This is a genomic window from Nesterenkonia sandarakina (genome assembly GCF_013410215.1).
In the GTDB taxonomy this organism is placed as follows: Bacteria; Actinomycetota; Actinomycetes; order Actinomycetales; family Micrococcaceae; genus Nesterenkonia; species Nesterenkonia sandarakina.
Genome location: NZ_JACCFQ010000001.1, coordinates 1,920,419 through 1,935,625 on the forward strand (window position 1 = coordinate 1,920,419; position 15,207 = coordinate 1,935,625).

Sequence of the window (15,207 nt, forward strand, 5' to 3'; positions counted from 1 at the left end):
AGGTAAAACGCCCAGGGGGAGGGGGAGGGGGAGGGGGAGGCGCGAGGTGGGTCGGGGTCTAGCGGCCGGCGGCGGCGTTGACCGCGGCGTGCGTCAGCGCTTCCAGCGGGCCGCGGCGGCGCAGGATGAACCGCAGCAGCCCGGCACCGAGCGCGCCGATGATCATCAGCGTGAGCATCTGCATCGGGGAGTACTCGGTGAGGAAGGTCAGGAAGTCCGGCACCGGGGCGCCGCGCCAGAAGTGGATCACCACCAGGTGCGCCACGTAGAGGGTCAGCGGCATGGCCCCGGCCCCGATCAGCGGCGCCAGCAGCCAGCGCAGCCGCTCCGCGACCAGCAGACACAGCCCCAGCACCAGCATCGAGGTGCCGATGGTGTGAATCAGGTCCATGGTGGAGCCCTGGTGCGGGGTGGCCAGCAGGAACCACAGGTCCTCGGTGACCAGCGGGATCTGGAAGGTCCCCACCATCAGCTCGGCGCGGATCTCCGCGTTGGACCAGCCGTAGCGGGCAGCCAGCTCTGGGACCAGCGTGGACTGGAAGAGCATCCACAGGTGCACCGCATAGCTCGCCGCAGCCAGCCCAAGTCCCGTGCCGGCCAGTCGCAGCGCGGTGGAGGTGCGCTGCAGCTGCAGACGCCCGATGGCCATCCCGGTGAAGAGATAGGCCGGCCAGAGCAGCAGCGGGTAGTACCCGGTCAGCGCCAGGTCCATGCCCAGCAGGGCGGGGTTCGCAAGGTCAGCGACACCGGGGGAGTGCCACAGCCGCCACATGTCGGGGAACCCCTCCCAGGAGCTGCGCAGATCATTGTGCAGCCACCAGTACGCCACCGGCGCCGCCGCCACCCAGGCTCCGGCCAGCGTGAACAGCGGCACCGCACCCAGCCGCAGGAACGGCAGCGCCAGCAGGAAGAGCAGACCGTAGTGCACCAGGATGATGGCCACCCCGGAGTTCAGCGCCGCCACCAGCAGTCCGATCACCACCACCAGCAGGGCACGCACCGCGATGGCTTTGCGGTCACCGGCCAGCTGCGCCCCGGAGTGGCCCCGGCCGGCGCCGCCGGTGAGCAGCGCGAGGCCGACTCCGGCGAGCATCGCGAACAGCGCCGAGGGGCGCCCGGTGAACAGCAGGCCGGCCCAGCTGGCGTCCTGACCGGAGTCGGAGATGGTGGGCAGCACGTGGACGGTCATCATGCCCAGAAGAGCGAGGCCACGGGCGGCGTCGACCCCGGAGATGCGTCGGGAATGTGCGGAGGTGGTGCCAGCTTTGATCACAGCACGTACGTTACTGGCTTCCCGAGCGAGGGACTCTCAGGACTCGACGCGGCCACCGCGGAGAAATACTTCACCACCAGGTGCAACCTTTCCACCCTCGGCGCGGTAGTCCTGGTGTGAGCACAAAAAGTGATCACCATCACTGCCGCCAGGCACCCTGAAAGGACATCGCCATGCGTAAGTCTCTTCCACTCGCAACCACCGCTGTCGTAGGACTAGCCATCGCGGCCAGCGCAGCCCCTGCCTATGCCGCCGATGAGGCCGCAGGCTCCGCTCAGCTCTCCGTGCTGCATGCCGTGCCGGATCTTCCCGTGGACGTCTACGTCAACGGTGAGCTCACCCTGGATGACTTCAACCCCGGTGACCTCGCCGGCCCGCTGGAGCTGCCCGGCGGCGACTACGAGATCGCCATCACCGCAGCCGATGCCGCGGACGCCTCGGAACCGGTGCTCGGCCCGGTGGACGTGAGCCTGGAGGGTGGCGGGAACTACACTGCTGCCGCCCATCTGGATGCCGAGGGCAACCCGACGGTGACCGCCTTCGGCAATGACACCTCGGAGCTGGCAGCCGGAGAGGGCCGCCTGACGGTGCGCCACGTGGCAGCGGCTCCCGAGGTCGACATCTGGGCCAACGGCGAGGTCGCGGTCGAGGCCCTGGCCAACCCGGATGAGGCGTCGCTGGACCTGGCCGCCGGAACCCTGGAAGCCGCCGTGTCCCTGACCGGGGAGTCTGACCCGGTCATCGGTCCCGCCGACGTCGAGGTCACCGAGGGTGTCAACACGATCGTCTACGCCTGGGGCTCTGCGGAGGACGGAAACCTCGCACTGGCGACCCAGACCGTGGACGCCACACACTCGGCGCCGGACGGCGTGCCCACCGGCAACTTCGAGGTCGCTGCAGGCCAGTCCACCGCAGGCTGGGTCGCCGGCATCGGTGTACTCGCCCTGATCGGCGTCGGCGCCGTGACCATGGGTGTGCGCGCGAAGAGTCGCGTCTGAGATGAAGGACCACCGTCGCCGCGCGCCTGCGGGCCACACCGCAGGCCTGGCCCTCGTGCTCGCTGTCTCCCTCGGTGCAGCAGGGTGCGCCGTGGGAGCCACGGAGGGCACCCAGGACCAGTCGGCGACGGTCTCGGCCTCCGGAGAGCCTCAGGAGGCTCCGGCGTCTTCCCCTTCGCCGGAGGCCCCTGGATCTCCGGAGGCCGCTCCACCCTCCTTCGACCCCGGGTCCGTCCCGGTGCAGCCTGCCGATCAGGGGCAACAGGAGCCCACCCCGGAACCGGTCCAGGTGCTCTACCCGGAGATCGACGCAGATCTTCCGGTCCAGCCTCGCGGCGTCGCCAGTGATGGTCAGATGGACATCCCCGACGACGCCGCGCAGGCTGCCTGGTACCAATACGGCAACGCACCGGCTGATGACGTCGGCACCACCGTCATCTCAGCGCACGCCGGTTCGGAGGAGACCCCGGTCGGTCCGCTCTATGCCCTGCAGGACGCGCAGGAGGGAGAGGAGATCACCGTCCTTGACGAAGCTGGGACGGCGCATCACTATGAAGTCACACAGGTGGAGCAGCTCGGCAAGGACGGTCTGGACTTCGCTCCGTACTTCGAGCGGACCGGCGAGCACCGACTGGTGCTGATCACCTGTGGGGGTCAGTGGATCGACGAGCGCGGCAGCTATGCGGACAACATCATCGTGGTCGCCGAACCTCTTGACTGAGCAGGCGACGCCTCCTGCTGCGCCTGCCGTGCCCGTGCCCTGCGACCGAGGAGACGCTCTGGATCAGCAGCCTCTTGCGATGCGCTTCGCGGCCGGGGACCCTGCGGCGATGCAGGACCTCTATCACCAGCATGCGAGCTTCGTGTTCTCCCTGTGCATGGCCGCGCTGCGTCATCGGCAAGACGCTGAGGATGCCACCCAGCAGGTCTTCACCCGCGCCTGGCGCTCGCGGGACACCTATGACGTCTCCCAACCCACCGGAGCCTGGTTCACCGGGATCACCCGGCGGGTGATCGCCGACGTCTTCGCTAGTCGGGAGCGAGACCACCAGCTCGCAGAGGCCGGGGCCGAGGCACAGGCACGCAACGGATCCTCGCCGCCGGCGGACTCCGTGGTCGACCGGGTGGTGGTCCAGCAGAGCCTGGTGCAGCTGGGTCCGCCGCAGGATGAGATACTGCGCCTGGCCTATACGGAGGATCTTCCCCTGAAGACCATCGCTGAACGCCTGGAGATGCCGCTGGGCACCGTGAAATCCCATGTCCACCGGGGCTTGGCCCGAATGAGAGAAAGTCTGGAGGTGCACCATGACTGAGCCGCTCCCGCCGCGGGAGGACTCCCAGGTCAACGGGCACCTCACGGACGCAGATCTGGCGACCCTGGCAGACCCGCGGCTCGGGGACGCCTACTCAGGTGCTCCCGGCGCGCTCCCGACCCCCGACCGGAGCTCTGATCCAGGCTCCGAGACGAGGTCCGGCGCGCGCTCCGACACAGGCTTCAGCCACAGCCCGGACCCGAGCCCGGCTGCGCACGTTGACCCGAGCGCTGAAAATGAGCAGGACTCGCATCCTGAGCGCCTCACCGACTTCCAACCTCTCACCGACTTCCAACCTCTCACCGACTTCCAACCTCTCACCGACTCCCAACCTCTCACCGACTCCCAGCGCCTCACCGATCCAGAGCAACTTGCCCAGCGTCGGCATCTGCAGCTGTGCGACACCTGCCGTGCCGCCTACGACGTCACCGAGCGCGCGCTGCTGGCGCTGCGGGACCCTGCAGTGCTGCACGAGCCGCCGGCCGGGCTCTGGGACCGGATCGCCGCCGAGATCGGGCTCCCCTCCGAGGTCCCCGGGGCCTCGGAGCGCTCTGATGCCCCCGATGCCCCACAGACCTCCGAGGACCATCACCGGATCGCCTCGGTGACCCGGCTTCCTCGCCGCGAGCCGGGACCGGGGCAGACCCGCAGGAGGCTCTGGGTGCCGCTGGCGGCAGCCGCCGTCGGTGCGCTGCTCGGCGGCGCCGCCGTGGCCGCCGCGCTCTCCAGTTCGGGCGAGGGCCCGGAGTCAGAGCCCCCCGTCGCTGAATCTCCGACGAGCGAGTCCCCCTCGGCGGAGTCTCCGATCGCCGGGCCCACCGTGCTCGGTGATGCCACCCTGGAGCCGGTGGCCGCCGCGGACTTCAGCGGGCGCGCAGAGATGGTCGAGACCGGCGAGGGGGCGCTGGAACTCACCGTGGAGATCACCGCGGCCCCGGATCCGGAGGACGGCTACTTCGAGGTGTGGCTGCGCGACGAGGCCGGCACCCAGCTGATCTCGCTCGGCGCCGCCACCGGGGAGACCAGCACCTTCACCGTGCCGGCGGGCATCGACCTGAGCCAGTACCCGGTGGTCGATGTCTCCCACGAGCACTTCGACGGCGACCCGACCCACAGCGGGACCACGCTGGCTGCGGGCCCGATGCAGGACACCACCAGCTGAACCGACGCCTGGGTCTGCGGCGCCGCTCCGGCGGGGTTCCCTTGAGAGTTCCTGCCCGTCGCGGGCCCGTGGGGGCGACCCAGGCGGTAGGCTGGGCCTCATGGCAAGCGACAACGAACCCACGCACGAGTTCGATCCGCACCTGATCCAGGGGCAGGTCCAGCACCCGGACCAGACCGACCCGCATTTCGGGCATCTGATCACGGCGATGGTCACCCCGTTCACCCCGGATGACAAGATCGACTTCGACGCCTTCGAGGCGCTCGCCGTGCGGCTGGTCGATGAGGGCAACGACTCGCTGGTGGTCTCTGGCACCACCGGTGAGACCTCCACCCTGGAGGACCACGAGAAGGAGTCCCTCGTCCGGGCGGCCAAGTCCGCCGTCGGAGATCGGGCGAAGGTCATCGCGGGCACCGCGACCAACCACACCGACCATGACCTGCTCATGGCCAAGCGGGCCGAGCGCGCCGGAGCCGACGGCCAGCTGGTGGTCACTCCCTATTACAACAAGCCCAGCCAGGACGGAGTGTTCGCCCACTTCTCCGCGGTGGCCAACGCCGCGGACCTGCCGCTGATGATCTACGACATCCCCGGGCGCACCGGGATTCCGATCGCCACCGAGACGATCCTCAAGCTCGCCGAGCACCCGCACATCATGTCCCTGAAGGACGCGAAGAACGACATCACCGCCACCACCGAGGTGCTGACCAAGACCGACCTCGAGGTCTACTCCGGTGATGACCAGAATGTGCTGGCCTGGATGGCCATGGGGGCTGCCGGCGTCGTCTCGGTCACCGCCCACGTCGCGTCCCCGACCTTCCGTCGGATGATCGACGCGGTGCTGAACTACGAGCTGCGCGAGGCCCGCATCGCCCACGGCGAGCTCGGCCCGGTGATTCGGGCCATGATGACCCGGGTCCAGGGTGCGGTCTCCTGCAAGCAGGTGCTGAGCTGGCTGGGCACCGGCATGCACCCCGGGGTCCGCCTGCCCCTGGTCCAGGCCAACGAACTTGAGAAACAACTGATCATCGCCGACCTGCGCGAGGCAGGCTGGCAGCTCTGAGCAGCCCGTTCGCAGGACGAGCCGGCAGCAGAGCAACTCACCGAACCACTACATGACTGAGGTCCCCAGCAGGACCTCTCGAGGAGGAATCTCACCTTGGCAGCACAGCGCCTCAGCACTCCACCGAAACTTCGCCGCGGCACGTTGCGCACCGTCGCCCTGGGCGGCCTGGGGGAGGTCGGGCGCAACATGACGGTCTTCGAGATCGGCGGCAAGCTGCTGATCGTCGACTGCGGGGTGCTCTTCCCCGAAGAGGAGCAGCCCGGTGTGGACCTGATCCTTCCCGACTTCAGCTACATCGAGAACCGGCTGGACGACGTCGTCGGCCTGGTCCTCACCCACGGGCACGAGGACCACATCGGTGCCGTGCCCTATCTGCTGCGGAAGAAGCCCGACATTCCGCTGATCGGCTCCACGCTGACCCTGGCCTTCATCGAGGCGAAGCTCGCCGAGCACCGGATCAAGCCCTACACCCTGGAGGTCAAGGAGGGCGAGGTCGAGGACTTCGGTCCCTTCCAGTGTGAGTTCGTCGCGGTCAACCACTCCATCCCGGACGCGCTGGCAGTGTTCATCCGCACCGAGGCCGGCACCGTGCTGCACACCGGCGACTTCAAGATGGACCAGCTGCCCCTGGACGGGCGGATCACTGATCTGCGCCACTTCGCCAAGCTCGGCGAGGAGGGCGTGGACCTGTTCCTCACCGACTCCACCAACGCTGACGTCCCTGGCTTCACCACCCCGGAGAAGGAGATCGGTCCGACCCTGGATCAGCTCTTCGGCACCTCCAACCGGCGGATCATCGTCGCCTCCTTTTCCTCCCACGTGCACCGCGTGCAGCAGGTGCTCAACGCCGCGCACGCGCATAACCGCAAGGTCGCCTTCGTGGGCCGCTCGATGGTGCGCAATATGGGCATCGCCTCCAAGCTCGGCTTCCTCGACGTCCCTGAGGGCATCCTGGTGGACATGAAGAAGGTGGACAACTACCCCGATTCCGAGGTGGTCCTGATGTCCACCGGCTCCCAGGGCGAGCCGATGGCGGCGCTCTCCCGCATGGCCAACGGGGACCACCCGATCCAGGTGGGCCAGGGCGACACCGTGATCCTGGCCTCCTCCCTGATCCCGGGCAATGAGAACGCGGTCTTCCGGGTGATCAACGGGCTGCTCAAGCTGGGCACCGACGTGATCCATAAGGGCACCGCCAAGGTCCACGTCTCCGGGCACGCCTCCGCCGGTGAGCTGCTCTACTGCTACAACATCGTCAAGCCCAAGAACGTCATGCCGGTCCACGGCGAGACCCGGCACCTGATCGCCAACGGCAAGCTCGCCGAAGACACCGGAGTCCCCAGCGACCGGGTCATCATGGCCGACGACGGCACCGTGGTGGACCTGCACAAGGGCGTGGCGCAGGTGGTCGGCCAGGTCGAGTGCGGCTACGTCTATGTGGACGGATCCTCCATCGGAGAGATCACCGACAGCGACCTCAAGGATCGCCGGGTGCTCGGCGAGGAGGGCTTCATCTCGGTGATCGTGGTGGTCAACCGGCAGACCGGGAAGATCATCTCCGGACCCGACATCCACGCCCGCGGCGTCGCCGAGGAGGACCAGGTCTTCAAGGACATCAAGCCGAAGATCTCCCGGGCGCTGACCGAGGCGATCCAGGACAACAAGGAACACACCACGCATCAGCTGCAGCAGATCGTGCGCCGCACCATGGGCTCCTGGGTGGCGCGCAAGCTGCGCCGCAAGCCGATGATCGTCCCGGTGGTCGTCGAGACCTGATCCGCACCGGACCCTGCAGGTCCCCTCGCAGCACCGCTTTGGGCCTCACCTCGTGTGGGGCCCAAAGTCGTCTCCGGGCCCGATCCGGAGTTGATCGGGGCGGGAGTGTGTGCTGGTCAGGGCCCGGGGCGACGGGGCTCACGCTCCAGCCGGGGCCAAAGGTGTGCCGATCGGTGACCGGACCCCGGATCGAGGGTAGGTTAGCCCCTATGGCGACACGTACTTCCCCCTCGCGAGCCGCCAGCACCAAAGGAAGCAAGTCCTCCAAGGGTGCCTCAGGCCGCGCGACGACGTCGAAGAATTCCTCCAACCCCGCAGCAGAGTCCCCGCAGGGGAACCTGCTGGCCTCCGCCGCGCGCGGCTTCTGGCTGGCACTTGCCACCCCGGTGGCCTCCGCTGTGCGCGGGATCGGTCGGCAGGTGAAGGTTCACCCCGATGATCGCCGGGACGGCGCCGGACTGGTGTTCTTCCTGCTCGCTGCGCTGACCGCCGTCGTCGACTGGTGGGGCGCGCGCACCATGGATCACTGGGCGCTCAACCTGGTGCACACCTCCACGGCAGGAACCTTCGGCTGGGCCTCGGTGATCCTGCCGCTGATCCTGCTGATCGCAGCGGTGCGCTACTTCCGAGCACCGCAGGACCACGCCGGCAATGCCCGGATCGCCGCGGGCAGCGCCATCATCCTCATCTGCGCCGCCGGCATCGTGCACCTGGCCAACGGGCTGCCCACGATCAACGAGGCGTTCACGGTCGGCGAGGACGGCGCCTTCACCGCGCTGCTGAACTCCGGGGGAGTCATCGGCTACCTGGTCAGCGTGCCGCTGGCCTCCCTGGTCACCCCGTACCCGGTCTGGGTGCTGCTGATCCTCGCGCTGCTCGCCGGCCTGCTGGTGCTCACCGACACCCCGCTGCGCCGGGTGCCCGACCGCGTCGCCGTGGCCAAGAGCTTCATCGTCGGAGAGCGCCGCGAACCGCTTGAGGACCCGCAGCTGCCTGCCGGCGGGCAGGCCCAGCAGTCGGCGCCGACGCGCAAGTCCAAGTCCACCCCCGCCCAGCCTGCCGCCACGCATCCCGACGACGACGCCCCGGCCCGGCCACGACGCGCCGCCCGCCACGCCGACTCCTCCGGTGAGGGCCACGCCAAGAAGTCGCTGCTCTCCAAGATCATGGGCTCCAAGGACGAGGACGCGGGGAACTCGGAGGCTCGCGGCGCCGACGCCCGGGACTCCGACATCGAGTCCTTCGGACACCAGGACCCCGAGGCCGCCCGCGCGACCGAGGGCGCCTACGAGGACCCAGTCTTCGACGAGTCCGACGGGGACCCAGCCGCCGCCCCCGCGGTCCCCGCCGGGGTCCGTCGTCCCACCGCCCAGGAACGCGCCATCCAGCGCGCCCGGGAGCGGGCCGCCCCCGCCGCCGCCGCGGAGGCCGCTGCCACCGAGGCGTCCGCCGCGTCGGCCTCGGAGGTGCCCTCCTCGGCCGCTCTGAAGCGCAACCCCGACCCCGAGGCGCCCGCCCCGGCGGCGGCCATGCCGGTGCGCTCGGAGCAGCTCACCCTGGGCGGGGACGTCACCTACACCCTGCCCGAGCAGGGGCTGCTGCCCTCGGGCCCGCCGGCCAAGGAGCACACCGCCGCCAACGACGAGATCGTGCACGCCCTGAACCAGACCTTCCAGCAGTTCAAGGTCGACGCTCAGGTCACCGGCTTCTCCCGAGGCCCCACAGTGACTCGGTACGAGGTCGAGCTGGTCCCCGGCACCAAGGTGGAGAAGGTCACCGGGCTGGAGAAGAACATCTCCCTGGCCGTGGCCTCCAACGAGGTCCGGATCCTTTCTCCGATCCCCGGCAAGTCCGCCATCGGCATCGAGATCCCGAACAAGGACAAGGAAGTCGTCGTCCTGGGCGATGTGCTGCGCTCGAACGCCGCGCGGAAGACCGATCACCCCATGGTCATGGGAGTCGGCAAAGACGTGGAGGGCGGGTTCGTCGTCGCCAACCTGGCGAAGATGCCCCACCTGCTCGTCGCCGGCGCCACCGGTGCGGGCAAGTCGGCGTTCGTGAACTCGATGGTCACCTCGATCCTGATGCGCGCCACTCCCGACGAGGTGCGCCTGGTCATGGTGGACCCCAAGCGGGTGGAGCTCACCGCCTATGAGGGCGTCCCGCACCTGGTGACCCCGATCATCACCGACGCCAAGAAGGCCGCCGAGGCGCTGCAGTGGGTGGTCAAGGAGATGGACAACCGCTACGACGATCTCGCCCACTTCGGCTATAAGCACGTGGACGACTTCAACAAGGCGGTCCGCAGCGGCAAGATCCAGCTGCCCCCGGACTCCAAGCGGGACCTACGTCCGTACCCGTACCTGCTGGTGATCGTCGACGAGCTCGCCGACCTGATGATGGTCGCCCCGCGCGACGTCGAAGACTCGATCGTGCGCATCACCCAGCTCGCCCGCGCCGCCGGCATCCACCTGGTGCTGGCCACCCAGCGCCCATCGGTCAACGTGGTCACCGGGCTGATCAAGGCGAACATCCCCTCCCGGATGGCCTTCGCCACCTCTTCCTCCACCGACTCCCGCGTGGTGCTGGACTCGGTGGGCGCGGAGAAGCTGCTGGGTCAGGGCGACGCGCTCTTCCTGCCTGCCGGCCGGCCGAACCCGATGCGCGTCCAGGGGGCCTGGGTCAACGACTCCGAGGTCCACGCGGTGGTCGAGCACGTGAAGTCCCAGCTCAAGGCGCAGTACCGCGAGGACGTGGTCCCCGAGAAGGTCTCCAAGAAGATCGACGAGGACATCGGCGATGACCTCGACGTGCTGCTGCAGGCCACAGAACTGGTGGTCACCACCCAGTTCGGGTCCACCTCGATGCTGCAGCGCAAGCTGCGCGTGGGCTTCGCCAAGGCCGGGCGCCTGATGGACCTGATGGAGTCCCGCGGGGTGGTCAGCGCCTCCGAGGGCTCCAAGGCCCGCGACGTGCTGGTCTCCCCGGAGGAGCTGCCCGGGCTGCTGGCCACCATGCGTGGTGAAGAGCCGCGAGCCGCGGCGCCCAGCGAGGCCGCTCCGGAGGCCTATGACAACACCGGGATCGAATATGAGCCCGGACATTCGGTGCAGACCGCGCCCAGCGCAGCGCTGCAGGCCGCGGAGTCCGCTCCGAGTCCGGTCCATGCGGCTGACCTGGGACCAGAGGAGCCGGACCATCAGCCCCCGTCCGGGTCGTTGGCCGACCCCGGCTACCGCGCCGCCTCAGGTCATTCGGCAGTCTCTGCGGTCTCGGCCGGCTCGGCCCCGGATCCGTCCGGGACGGAGGACTCCCACCAGGAGCCGGCGCCGACCGGTCCCACCCAGGCTGTCGGGCAGCGCCAGGTCAGCCGGGCCTCGCTCTCCAGCGCCGATCTGATCGCCCGTGATCTGGCCGAACGCACCGCGGCCCTGCCGCAGGCGAGGGACTATCATGACGGGCATGACTCCACGTCCGGCGAGGACATGTGGGAACTGACCGGACGCTGAGGGGCTCATGACTGACACACCGCGCGAAGGAGCCGCACAGACCGGGGAACCGGCTGCACCTCCGCTGCTCAACATCGCCAACATCCTGACCATGGTGCGCATCGCTCTGGTCCCGGTCTTCATCTGGTTCCTGGTGCTCGACGCCGACGGCCAGGTGTTCGGCGCCGGGACGGCTGAGGCCAACAACGGAGGCTGGCGCTGGGCGGCGGCCGGGGTATTCGCCCTGGCGGTGCTCACGGACAAGATCGACGGCGACCTGGCCCGCTCGCGCAACCTGGTCACCGACTTCGGCAAGATCGCCGACCCCATCGCCGACAAGCTGCTCATCGGAGCGGGGCTGGTCATGCTCTCGCTGCTCGGCGAGCTGCCCTGGTGGGTGACCGTGGTGATCCTGGCCCGCGAGCTCGGCGTCACCGTGCTGCGCATGGTCGTGATCCGCTACGGCGTCATGCCTGCCTCCCGCGGCGGCAAGCTCAAGACCGTGCTGCAGTCCGCGGGTCTGCAGCTGATGCTGCTGCCTCTGGTGGTGCTCGCCAGCTGGCTGGCCGACGTCGCGTTCTGGATCATGATCCTTGCCCTGGTGGTCACCGTGGTCACCGGAGTGGACTACCTGATCTCCGCGATCAGGATGCGCAGCCGGGTCCGTCGGGACCGGGCCGATGCACCCGGCCCGGGACGTGCCGGAGAACCTTCAGATGGCTGAGTTCTCCGACCAGGCAGACGAGCGCTCCGAGCAGCCCGCGAGCCTCTCCGGGGATGCAGATGAGCTGGCGCGAGCCGCCGAGCGTGCGACCTCGCCGCGCGGGATCATCCAGACGCTGGCGCATCGCGGCCTCACGCTGGCCACCGCCGAGTCGCTGACCGCCGGAGGATTGTCCTCCCGCATCGCTGAGGTGCCGGGCACCTCGGTGGCGCTTCTGGGCGGCGTCGTGGCCTACGCCAGCGCCGTGAAACGTAATGTTCTCGGCGTCGACGCGCAGCTGCTTGCCGACCGGGGCGCGGTCGATCCCGATGTGGCTGCCGCCATGGCGCGCGGGGCGGCCTCCTGCACCGGCGCGGATATCGGCATCGCGACCACCGGTGTGGCCGGGCCTGAGCCGCATGAGGGCAAGCCGGTGGGCACCGTATATCTCGGACTGGCCTGCAGGAACAGCGCGCGCGAACGACTCGAGCTCGCGCTGCCCTCCGGATGCGCCGCTGCGGCGGCCGGGCTTGGCCCGGAGACCGCCGACCAGTGGCTCTCCGGCTCCCTGCGTCTCGAGCTGCACGGTGACCGCGCCGCGATTCGCGCCGCCTCGGTGGAGGGCGCCCTGAAACTCGTCGAAGACTTCTTGGCCACCGCACCGCATGGCCTCGGGTATTCGGTCTAGAGTAGAGCCACGAGGACCAGCAGCCACACCGGGAAGAAAACACCTGCGAACACCGTTGACCACAGGTGGAACATACCGAAAGAGGAGTGAGTCCATGGTGAGACAACCAGTCACCGTCAACGGCGTGACCCGTTGGAAAGATATGGACGTCGACGGCGTCGCTGCGGCCCAGCCCCGAGAGTCCAAGGGAGTCGTGCTGCGCCAGGAGATCGGTGACGTTCTGCGCAGCATCCGTCAGGCCGAGGGTCGTACCCTCCGGGATGTCTCCCATGACGCCCGCGTGTCCCTGGGGTATCTCTCCGAGGTGGAACGCGGCCAGAAGGAAGCCTCCTCGGAGCTACTGGCATCGATCTGCACCGCACTCGAAGTGCCCCTCTCCGCGATGCTCTCCCAGGTCGCTGAGCGCATCGCCACGGCCGAGGGTCTACAGGTTCCCGACACCGTTCCCACTGAGTTCCAGCGGGAGTTCGGCGGCGGAGTCGTCCCGGACCGCGTGCCGGATGCGCTGACCCGCGAGGAGCTCGCTCGCAGCGGATCGTGATCCGTCCCGCAGCTTGAATCTGTGCAGGAGGGCCGCCCTATGGGGTGGCCCTCCTTCACTGTCATAGACTGTTGCCCATGGGAAGCTTCGATCGACGCGCCAAGGTCCACGAGCTGGAGCAGGAGTTCAACCGACTCTTCGTCCGGCGCCGATTCAACGCGCTGCAGCTGGCACGTCAGATCGACTCCGAGATCGAGCCGGCGTCCTACTCCGTACTGGCCACACTGCAACAGATGGGGCCGCAGCGGATGACGGCGATCGCCCGTCACCTTGGGATCGGCAAGCCCACCCTCTCGCGTCAGCTCAGCACGCTGGAGCATCGGGGCTTCGTCGAGAAGGCCACCGATCCTGCAGATGGTCGGGCGCAGATGGTCTCACTGACCGAGGAGGGCCGGGCCCGACTGGAATCCGCCCAGGGAGACCGGGCCGAACGGTACCTCCAGATGCTCACGCCGTGGCAGGAGCAGGAGATCGAGACGCTCTCCCGGCTGCTGGCGAAGCTGAACAAGTCCTATACCGAATTCGACGCCGAGCATGATCCCGCGCTGGCCCATGGATCGGCGCTTCCCGGGGCCGTGAATGTGAAGGATCCGGCGGGGAAGCCGAATGAGAACGCCGCAGATGAAAGGGCCTTGTGAGAGAGAGTCGATTCTGGTTCCTCATGGAGGGTGAGTTCGGGCCCAACTACGCCCACGTGCTCGCGGACTCGCTGGTGCTCAGTCAGTACCAGATGAGCGTGAAGGCCACCCTGGAGGCCGGGGTGAGCCCTCGGGACGTCTGGGACGCCGTCTGCGACCAGCAGGATGTCCCCGCGGAGCGTCGGCTCGGCCGCGACATCGCGCCCAAACGCTGAGCTGCGCTGAGCACCGGTCAGCACCGGTCAGCACCGCTGAGGCAGGAAGCTCAGGTTCTCGACCCGCTCTCCGGGTGCAGCACAGCGGAGGATCGATCCGGAACTCTGGGATCGGACACGCCCAGGCCGGGAATCGAAGATATGTTCGACTGAATGCGCTAGAGTTTTCCCCAGAAGCCCCGTGCTGCGGGACGGACTCCTTCAGACGCACACGGCCTGAACGTGCACGAAGTCATGTCAGAGGGTCCGCCTAGTCTGGCACCACACACATACAACGAGTCATCGAGGTGAATCATGGCAGTCAGCAAGGATCGTGAGAAGGCGCTTGAAGCGGCGCTCGCCCAGATCGACAAGCAGTACGGCAAGGGTTCTGTCATGCGCCTCGGTGATGACACCCGCGCACCGATCGAGACCATCCCGACCTCCTCGATCGCATTGGACGCCGCGCTCGGCATCGGAGGCTTCCCCCGCGGACGCGTGGTGGAGATCTACGGGCCAGAGTCCTCCGGCAAGACCACTGTCGCCCTGCACGCAGTAGCCAACGCTCAGAAGCAGGGTGGCATTGCGGCATTCATCGACGCCGAGCACGCCCTGGACCCGGTGTACGCCCAGAAGCTGGGCGTGGACACCGACGCGCTGCTGGTCTCCCAGCCGGACACCGGTGAGCAGGCACTGGAGATCATGGACATGCTGGTCTCCTCCGGCTCGATCGACATCGTGGTGATCGACTCCGTGGCAGCCCTGGTGCCCCGCGCCGAGATCGAAGGCGAGATGGGTGACTCCCACGTCGGGCTCCAGGCGCGGCTGATGTCTCAGGCGCTGCGCAAGATCGCCGGACGGCTCTCGCAGACCAAGACCACCGCGATCTTCATCAACCAGCTGCGCGAGAAGATCGGCGTGTTCTTCGGCTCCCCGGAGACCACCTCCGGCGGCAAGGCGCTGAAGTTCTACGCCTCGGTCCGTGTGGACGTGCGCCGCATCGAGACCCTCAAGGAGGGCACCAACGCGGTGGGCAACCGGACCCGCGCCAAGATCGTGAAGAACAAGATGGCTCCGCCGTTCAAGCAGGCCGAGTTCGACATCGTCTACGGCGAGGGGATCTCCCGCGAGGGGGGACTCATCGATGTCGGCGTCGAGAACGGCCTCGTGAAGAAGTCCGGCGCCTGGTTCACCTACGACGGGGACCAGCTGGGCCAGGGCAAGGAGAAGGCGCGCACCTTCCTCAAGGACAATCCCGACCTCGCCGATGAGATTGAACGGCGCATCCGCGAGAAGCTCGGTCTGACCTCCCCGCTGGAAGAAGAAGGCGGGCCCGCCCTGCAGGCAGTCGACGGCTGATAGGAGGT

At 68.3% G+C, this 15,207-nt stretch carries 14 protein-coding genes; 13 read left to right on the plus strand and 1 reads right to left on the minus strand.

Translation table 11 applies throughout. The features are described 5' to 3' along the window. Window positions 1–58 precede the first annotated feature (58 nt). Window positions 59–1,273 carry a heparan-alpha-glucosaminide N-acetyltransferase domain-containing protein gene (locus HNR11_RS08890; protein ID WP_179441998.1) on the minus strand — a complete coding sequence of 405 codons (1,215 nt, stop codon included), beginning with the start codon at window positions 1,271–1,273 and terminating at the stop codon, window positions 59–61. 173 nt (window positions 1,274–1,446) lie between these two features. Between HNR11_RS08890 and HNR11_RS08895 the strand changes: the two genes are divergently transcribed. From HNR11_RS08895 to recA, 13 genes are all read left to right on the plus strand, one after another. Continuing rightward, entirely contained in the window at window positions 1,447–2,271 is an 825-nt protein-coding gene (locus tag HNR11_RS08895; RefSeq protein ID WP_179441999.1) for a DUF4397 domain-containing protein, read from the plus strand. A 1-nt stretch (window position 2,272) separates the two neighbouring features. Further along, the gene (locus HNR11_RS08900; RefSeq protein ID WP_179442000.1) at window positions 2,273–2,992 is read left to right on the plus strand and encodes a sortase domain-containing protein; all 720 of its coding nucleotides are present in this window, start codon (window positions 2,273–2,275) and stop codon (window positions 2,990–2,992) included. 79 nt (window positions 2,993–3,071) lie between these two features. After that, the gene (locus HNR11_RS08905) at window positions 3,072–3,584 is read left to right on the plus strand and encodes an RNA polymerase sigma factor (RefSeq protein WP_246310366.1); all 513 of its coding nucleotides are present in this window, start codon (window positions 3,072–3,074) and stop codon (window positions 3,582–3,584) included. Beyond that, a complete protein-coding gene (locus HNR11_RS08910) occupies window positions 3,577–4,746 on the plus strand; it encodes an anti-sigma factor (RefSeq protein WP_179442001.1) in 1,170 nt (389 codons plus the stop codon). Before HNR11_RS08905 ends, HNR11_RS08910 begins: the two co-directional genes overlap by 8 nt. A gap of 100 nt (window positions 4,747–4,846) precedes the next feature. Continuing rightward, entirely contained in the window at window positions 4,847–5,809 is a 963-nt protein-coding gene (gene dapA / locus HNR11_RS08915) for a 4-hydroxy-tetrahydrodipicolinate synthase (RefSeq protein ID WP_179442002.1), read from the plus strand. 96 nt (window positions 5,810–5,905) lie between these two features. Continuing rightward, window positions 5,906–7,588 (plus strand): ribonuclease J, encoded by a 1,683-nt coding sequence (locus HNR11_RS08920; RefSeq protein ID WP_179442003.1) that lies wholly within the window; start codon window positions 5,906–5,908, stop codon window positions 7,586–7,588. A gap of 209 nt (window positions 7,589–7,797) precedes the next feature. Continuing rightward, complete coding sequence (locus HNR11_RS08925; RefSeq protein WP_179442004.1) at window positions 7,798–11,097, plus strand: DNA translocase FtsK 4TM domain-containing protein; 3,300 nt, start codon at window positions 7,798–7,800, stop codon at window positions 11,095–11,097. A 7-nt stretch (window positions 11,098–11,104) separates the two neighbouring features. After that, a complete protein-coding gene (pgsA, locus tag HNR11_RS08930) occupies window positions 11,105–11,800 on the plus strand; it encodes a CDP-diacylglycerol--glycerol-3-phosphate 3-phosphatidyltransferase (protein ID WP_179442005.1) in 696 nt (231 codons plus the stop codon). Continuing rightward, the gene (locus HNR11_RS08935; RefSeq protein WP_179442006.1) at window positions 11,793–12,467 is read left to right on the plus strand and encodes a CinA family protein; all 675 of its coding nucleotides are present in this window, start codon (window positions 11,793–11,795) and stop codon (window positions 12,465–12,467) included. Before pgsA ends, HNR11_RS08935 begins: the two co-directional genes overlap by 8 nt. Window positions 12,468–12,561: 94 nt before the next feature. Continuing rightward, entirely contained in the window at window positions 12,562–13,008 is a 447-nt protein-coding gene (locus tag HNR11_RS08940; protein ID WP_179442007.1) for a helix-turn-helix domain-containing protein, read from the plus strand. A 77-nt stretch (window positions 13,009–13,085) separates the two neighbouring features. Further along, window positions 13,086–13,646, plus strand: coding sequence for a MarR family winged helix-turn-helix transcriptional regulator (locus HNR11_RS08945; protein ID WP_179442008.1), 561 nt, complete (start codon window positions 13,086–13,088; stop codon window positions 13,644–13,646). Beyond that, the gene (locus HNR11_RS08950; RefSeq protein ID WP_179442009.1) at window positions 13,643–13,861 is read left to right on the plus strand and encodes a DUF3046 domain-containing protein; all 219 of its coding nucleotides are present in this window, start codon (window positions 13,643–13,645) and stop codon (window positions 13,859–13,861) included. The genes HNR11_RS08945 and HNR11_RS08950 overlap by 4 nt, the downstream gene beginning before the upstream one ends. Before the next feature lie 294 nt (window positions 13,862–14,155). Further along, window positions 14,156–15,199 (plus strand): recombinase RecA, encoded by a 1,044-nt coding sequence (gene recA / locus HNR11_RS08955; RefSeq protein WP_058888603.1) that lies wholly within the window; start codon window positions 14,156–14,158, stop codon window positions 15,197–15,199. Window positions 15,200–15,207: the final 8 nt, after the last annotated feature.

What these genes read in the sequence shown, in the direction of transcription:
- HNR11_RS08910 (WP_179442001.1), top strand. Translation starts at nt 3,577, where the DNA reads ATGACTGAGCCGCTCCCGCCGCGGGAGGACTCCCAGGTCAACGGGCAC.
- HNR11_RS08905 (WP_246310366.1), top strand. Translation starts at nt 3,072, where the DNA reads ATGCGCTTCGCGGCCGGGGACCCTGCGGCGATGCAGGACCTCTATCAC.
- HNR11_RS08900 (WP_179442000.1), top strand. Translation starts at nt 2,273, where the DNA reads ATGAAGGACCACCGTCGCCGCGCGCCTGCGGGCCACACCGCAGGCCTG.
- HNR11_RS08935 (WP_179442006.1), top strand. Translation starts at nt 11,793, where the DNA reads ATGGCTGAGTTCTCCGACCAGGCAGACGAGCGCTCCGAGCAGCCCGCG.
- pgsA (WP_179442005.1), top strand. Translation starts at nt 11,105, where the DNA reads ATGACTGACACACCGCGCGAAGGAGCCGCACAGACCGGGGAACCGGCT.
- HNR11_RS08945 (WP_179442008.1), top strand. Translation starts at nt 13,086, where the DNA reads ATGGGAAGCTTCGATCGACGCGCCAAGGTCCACGAGCTGGAGCAGGAG.
- HNR11_RS08925 (WP_179442004.1), top strand. Translation starts at nt 7,798, where the DNA reads ATGGCGACACGTACTTCCCCCTCGCGAGCCGCCAGCACCAAAGGAAGC.
- HNR11_RS08895 (WP_179441999.1), top strand. Translation starts at nt 1,447, where the DNA reads ATGCGTAAGTCTCTTCCACTCGCAACCACCGCTGTCGTAGGACTAGCC.
- dapA (WP_179442002.1), top strand. Translation starts at nt 4,847, where the DNA reads ATGGCAAGCGACAACGAACCCACGCACGAGTTCGATCCGCACCTGATC.
- recA (WP_058888603.1), top strand. Translation starts at nt 14,156, where the DNA reads ATGGCAGTCAGCAAGGATCGTGAGAAGGCGCTTGAAGCGGCGCTCGCC.
- HNR11_RS08940 (WP_179442007.1), top strand. Translation starts at nt 12,562, where the DNA reads ATGGTGAGACAACCAGTCACCGTCAACGGCGTGACCCGTTGGAAAGAT.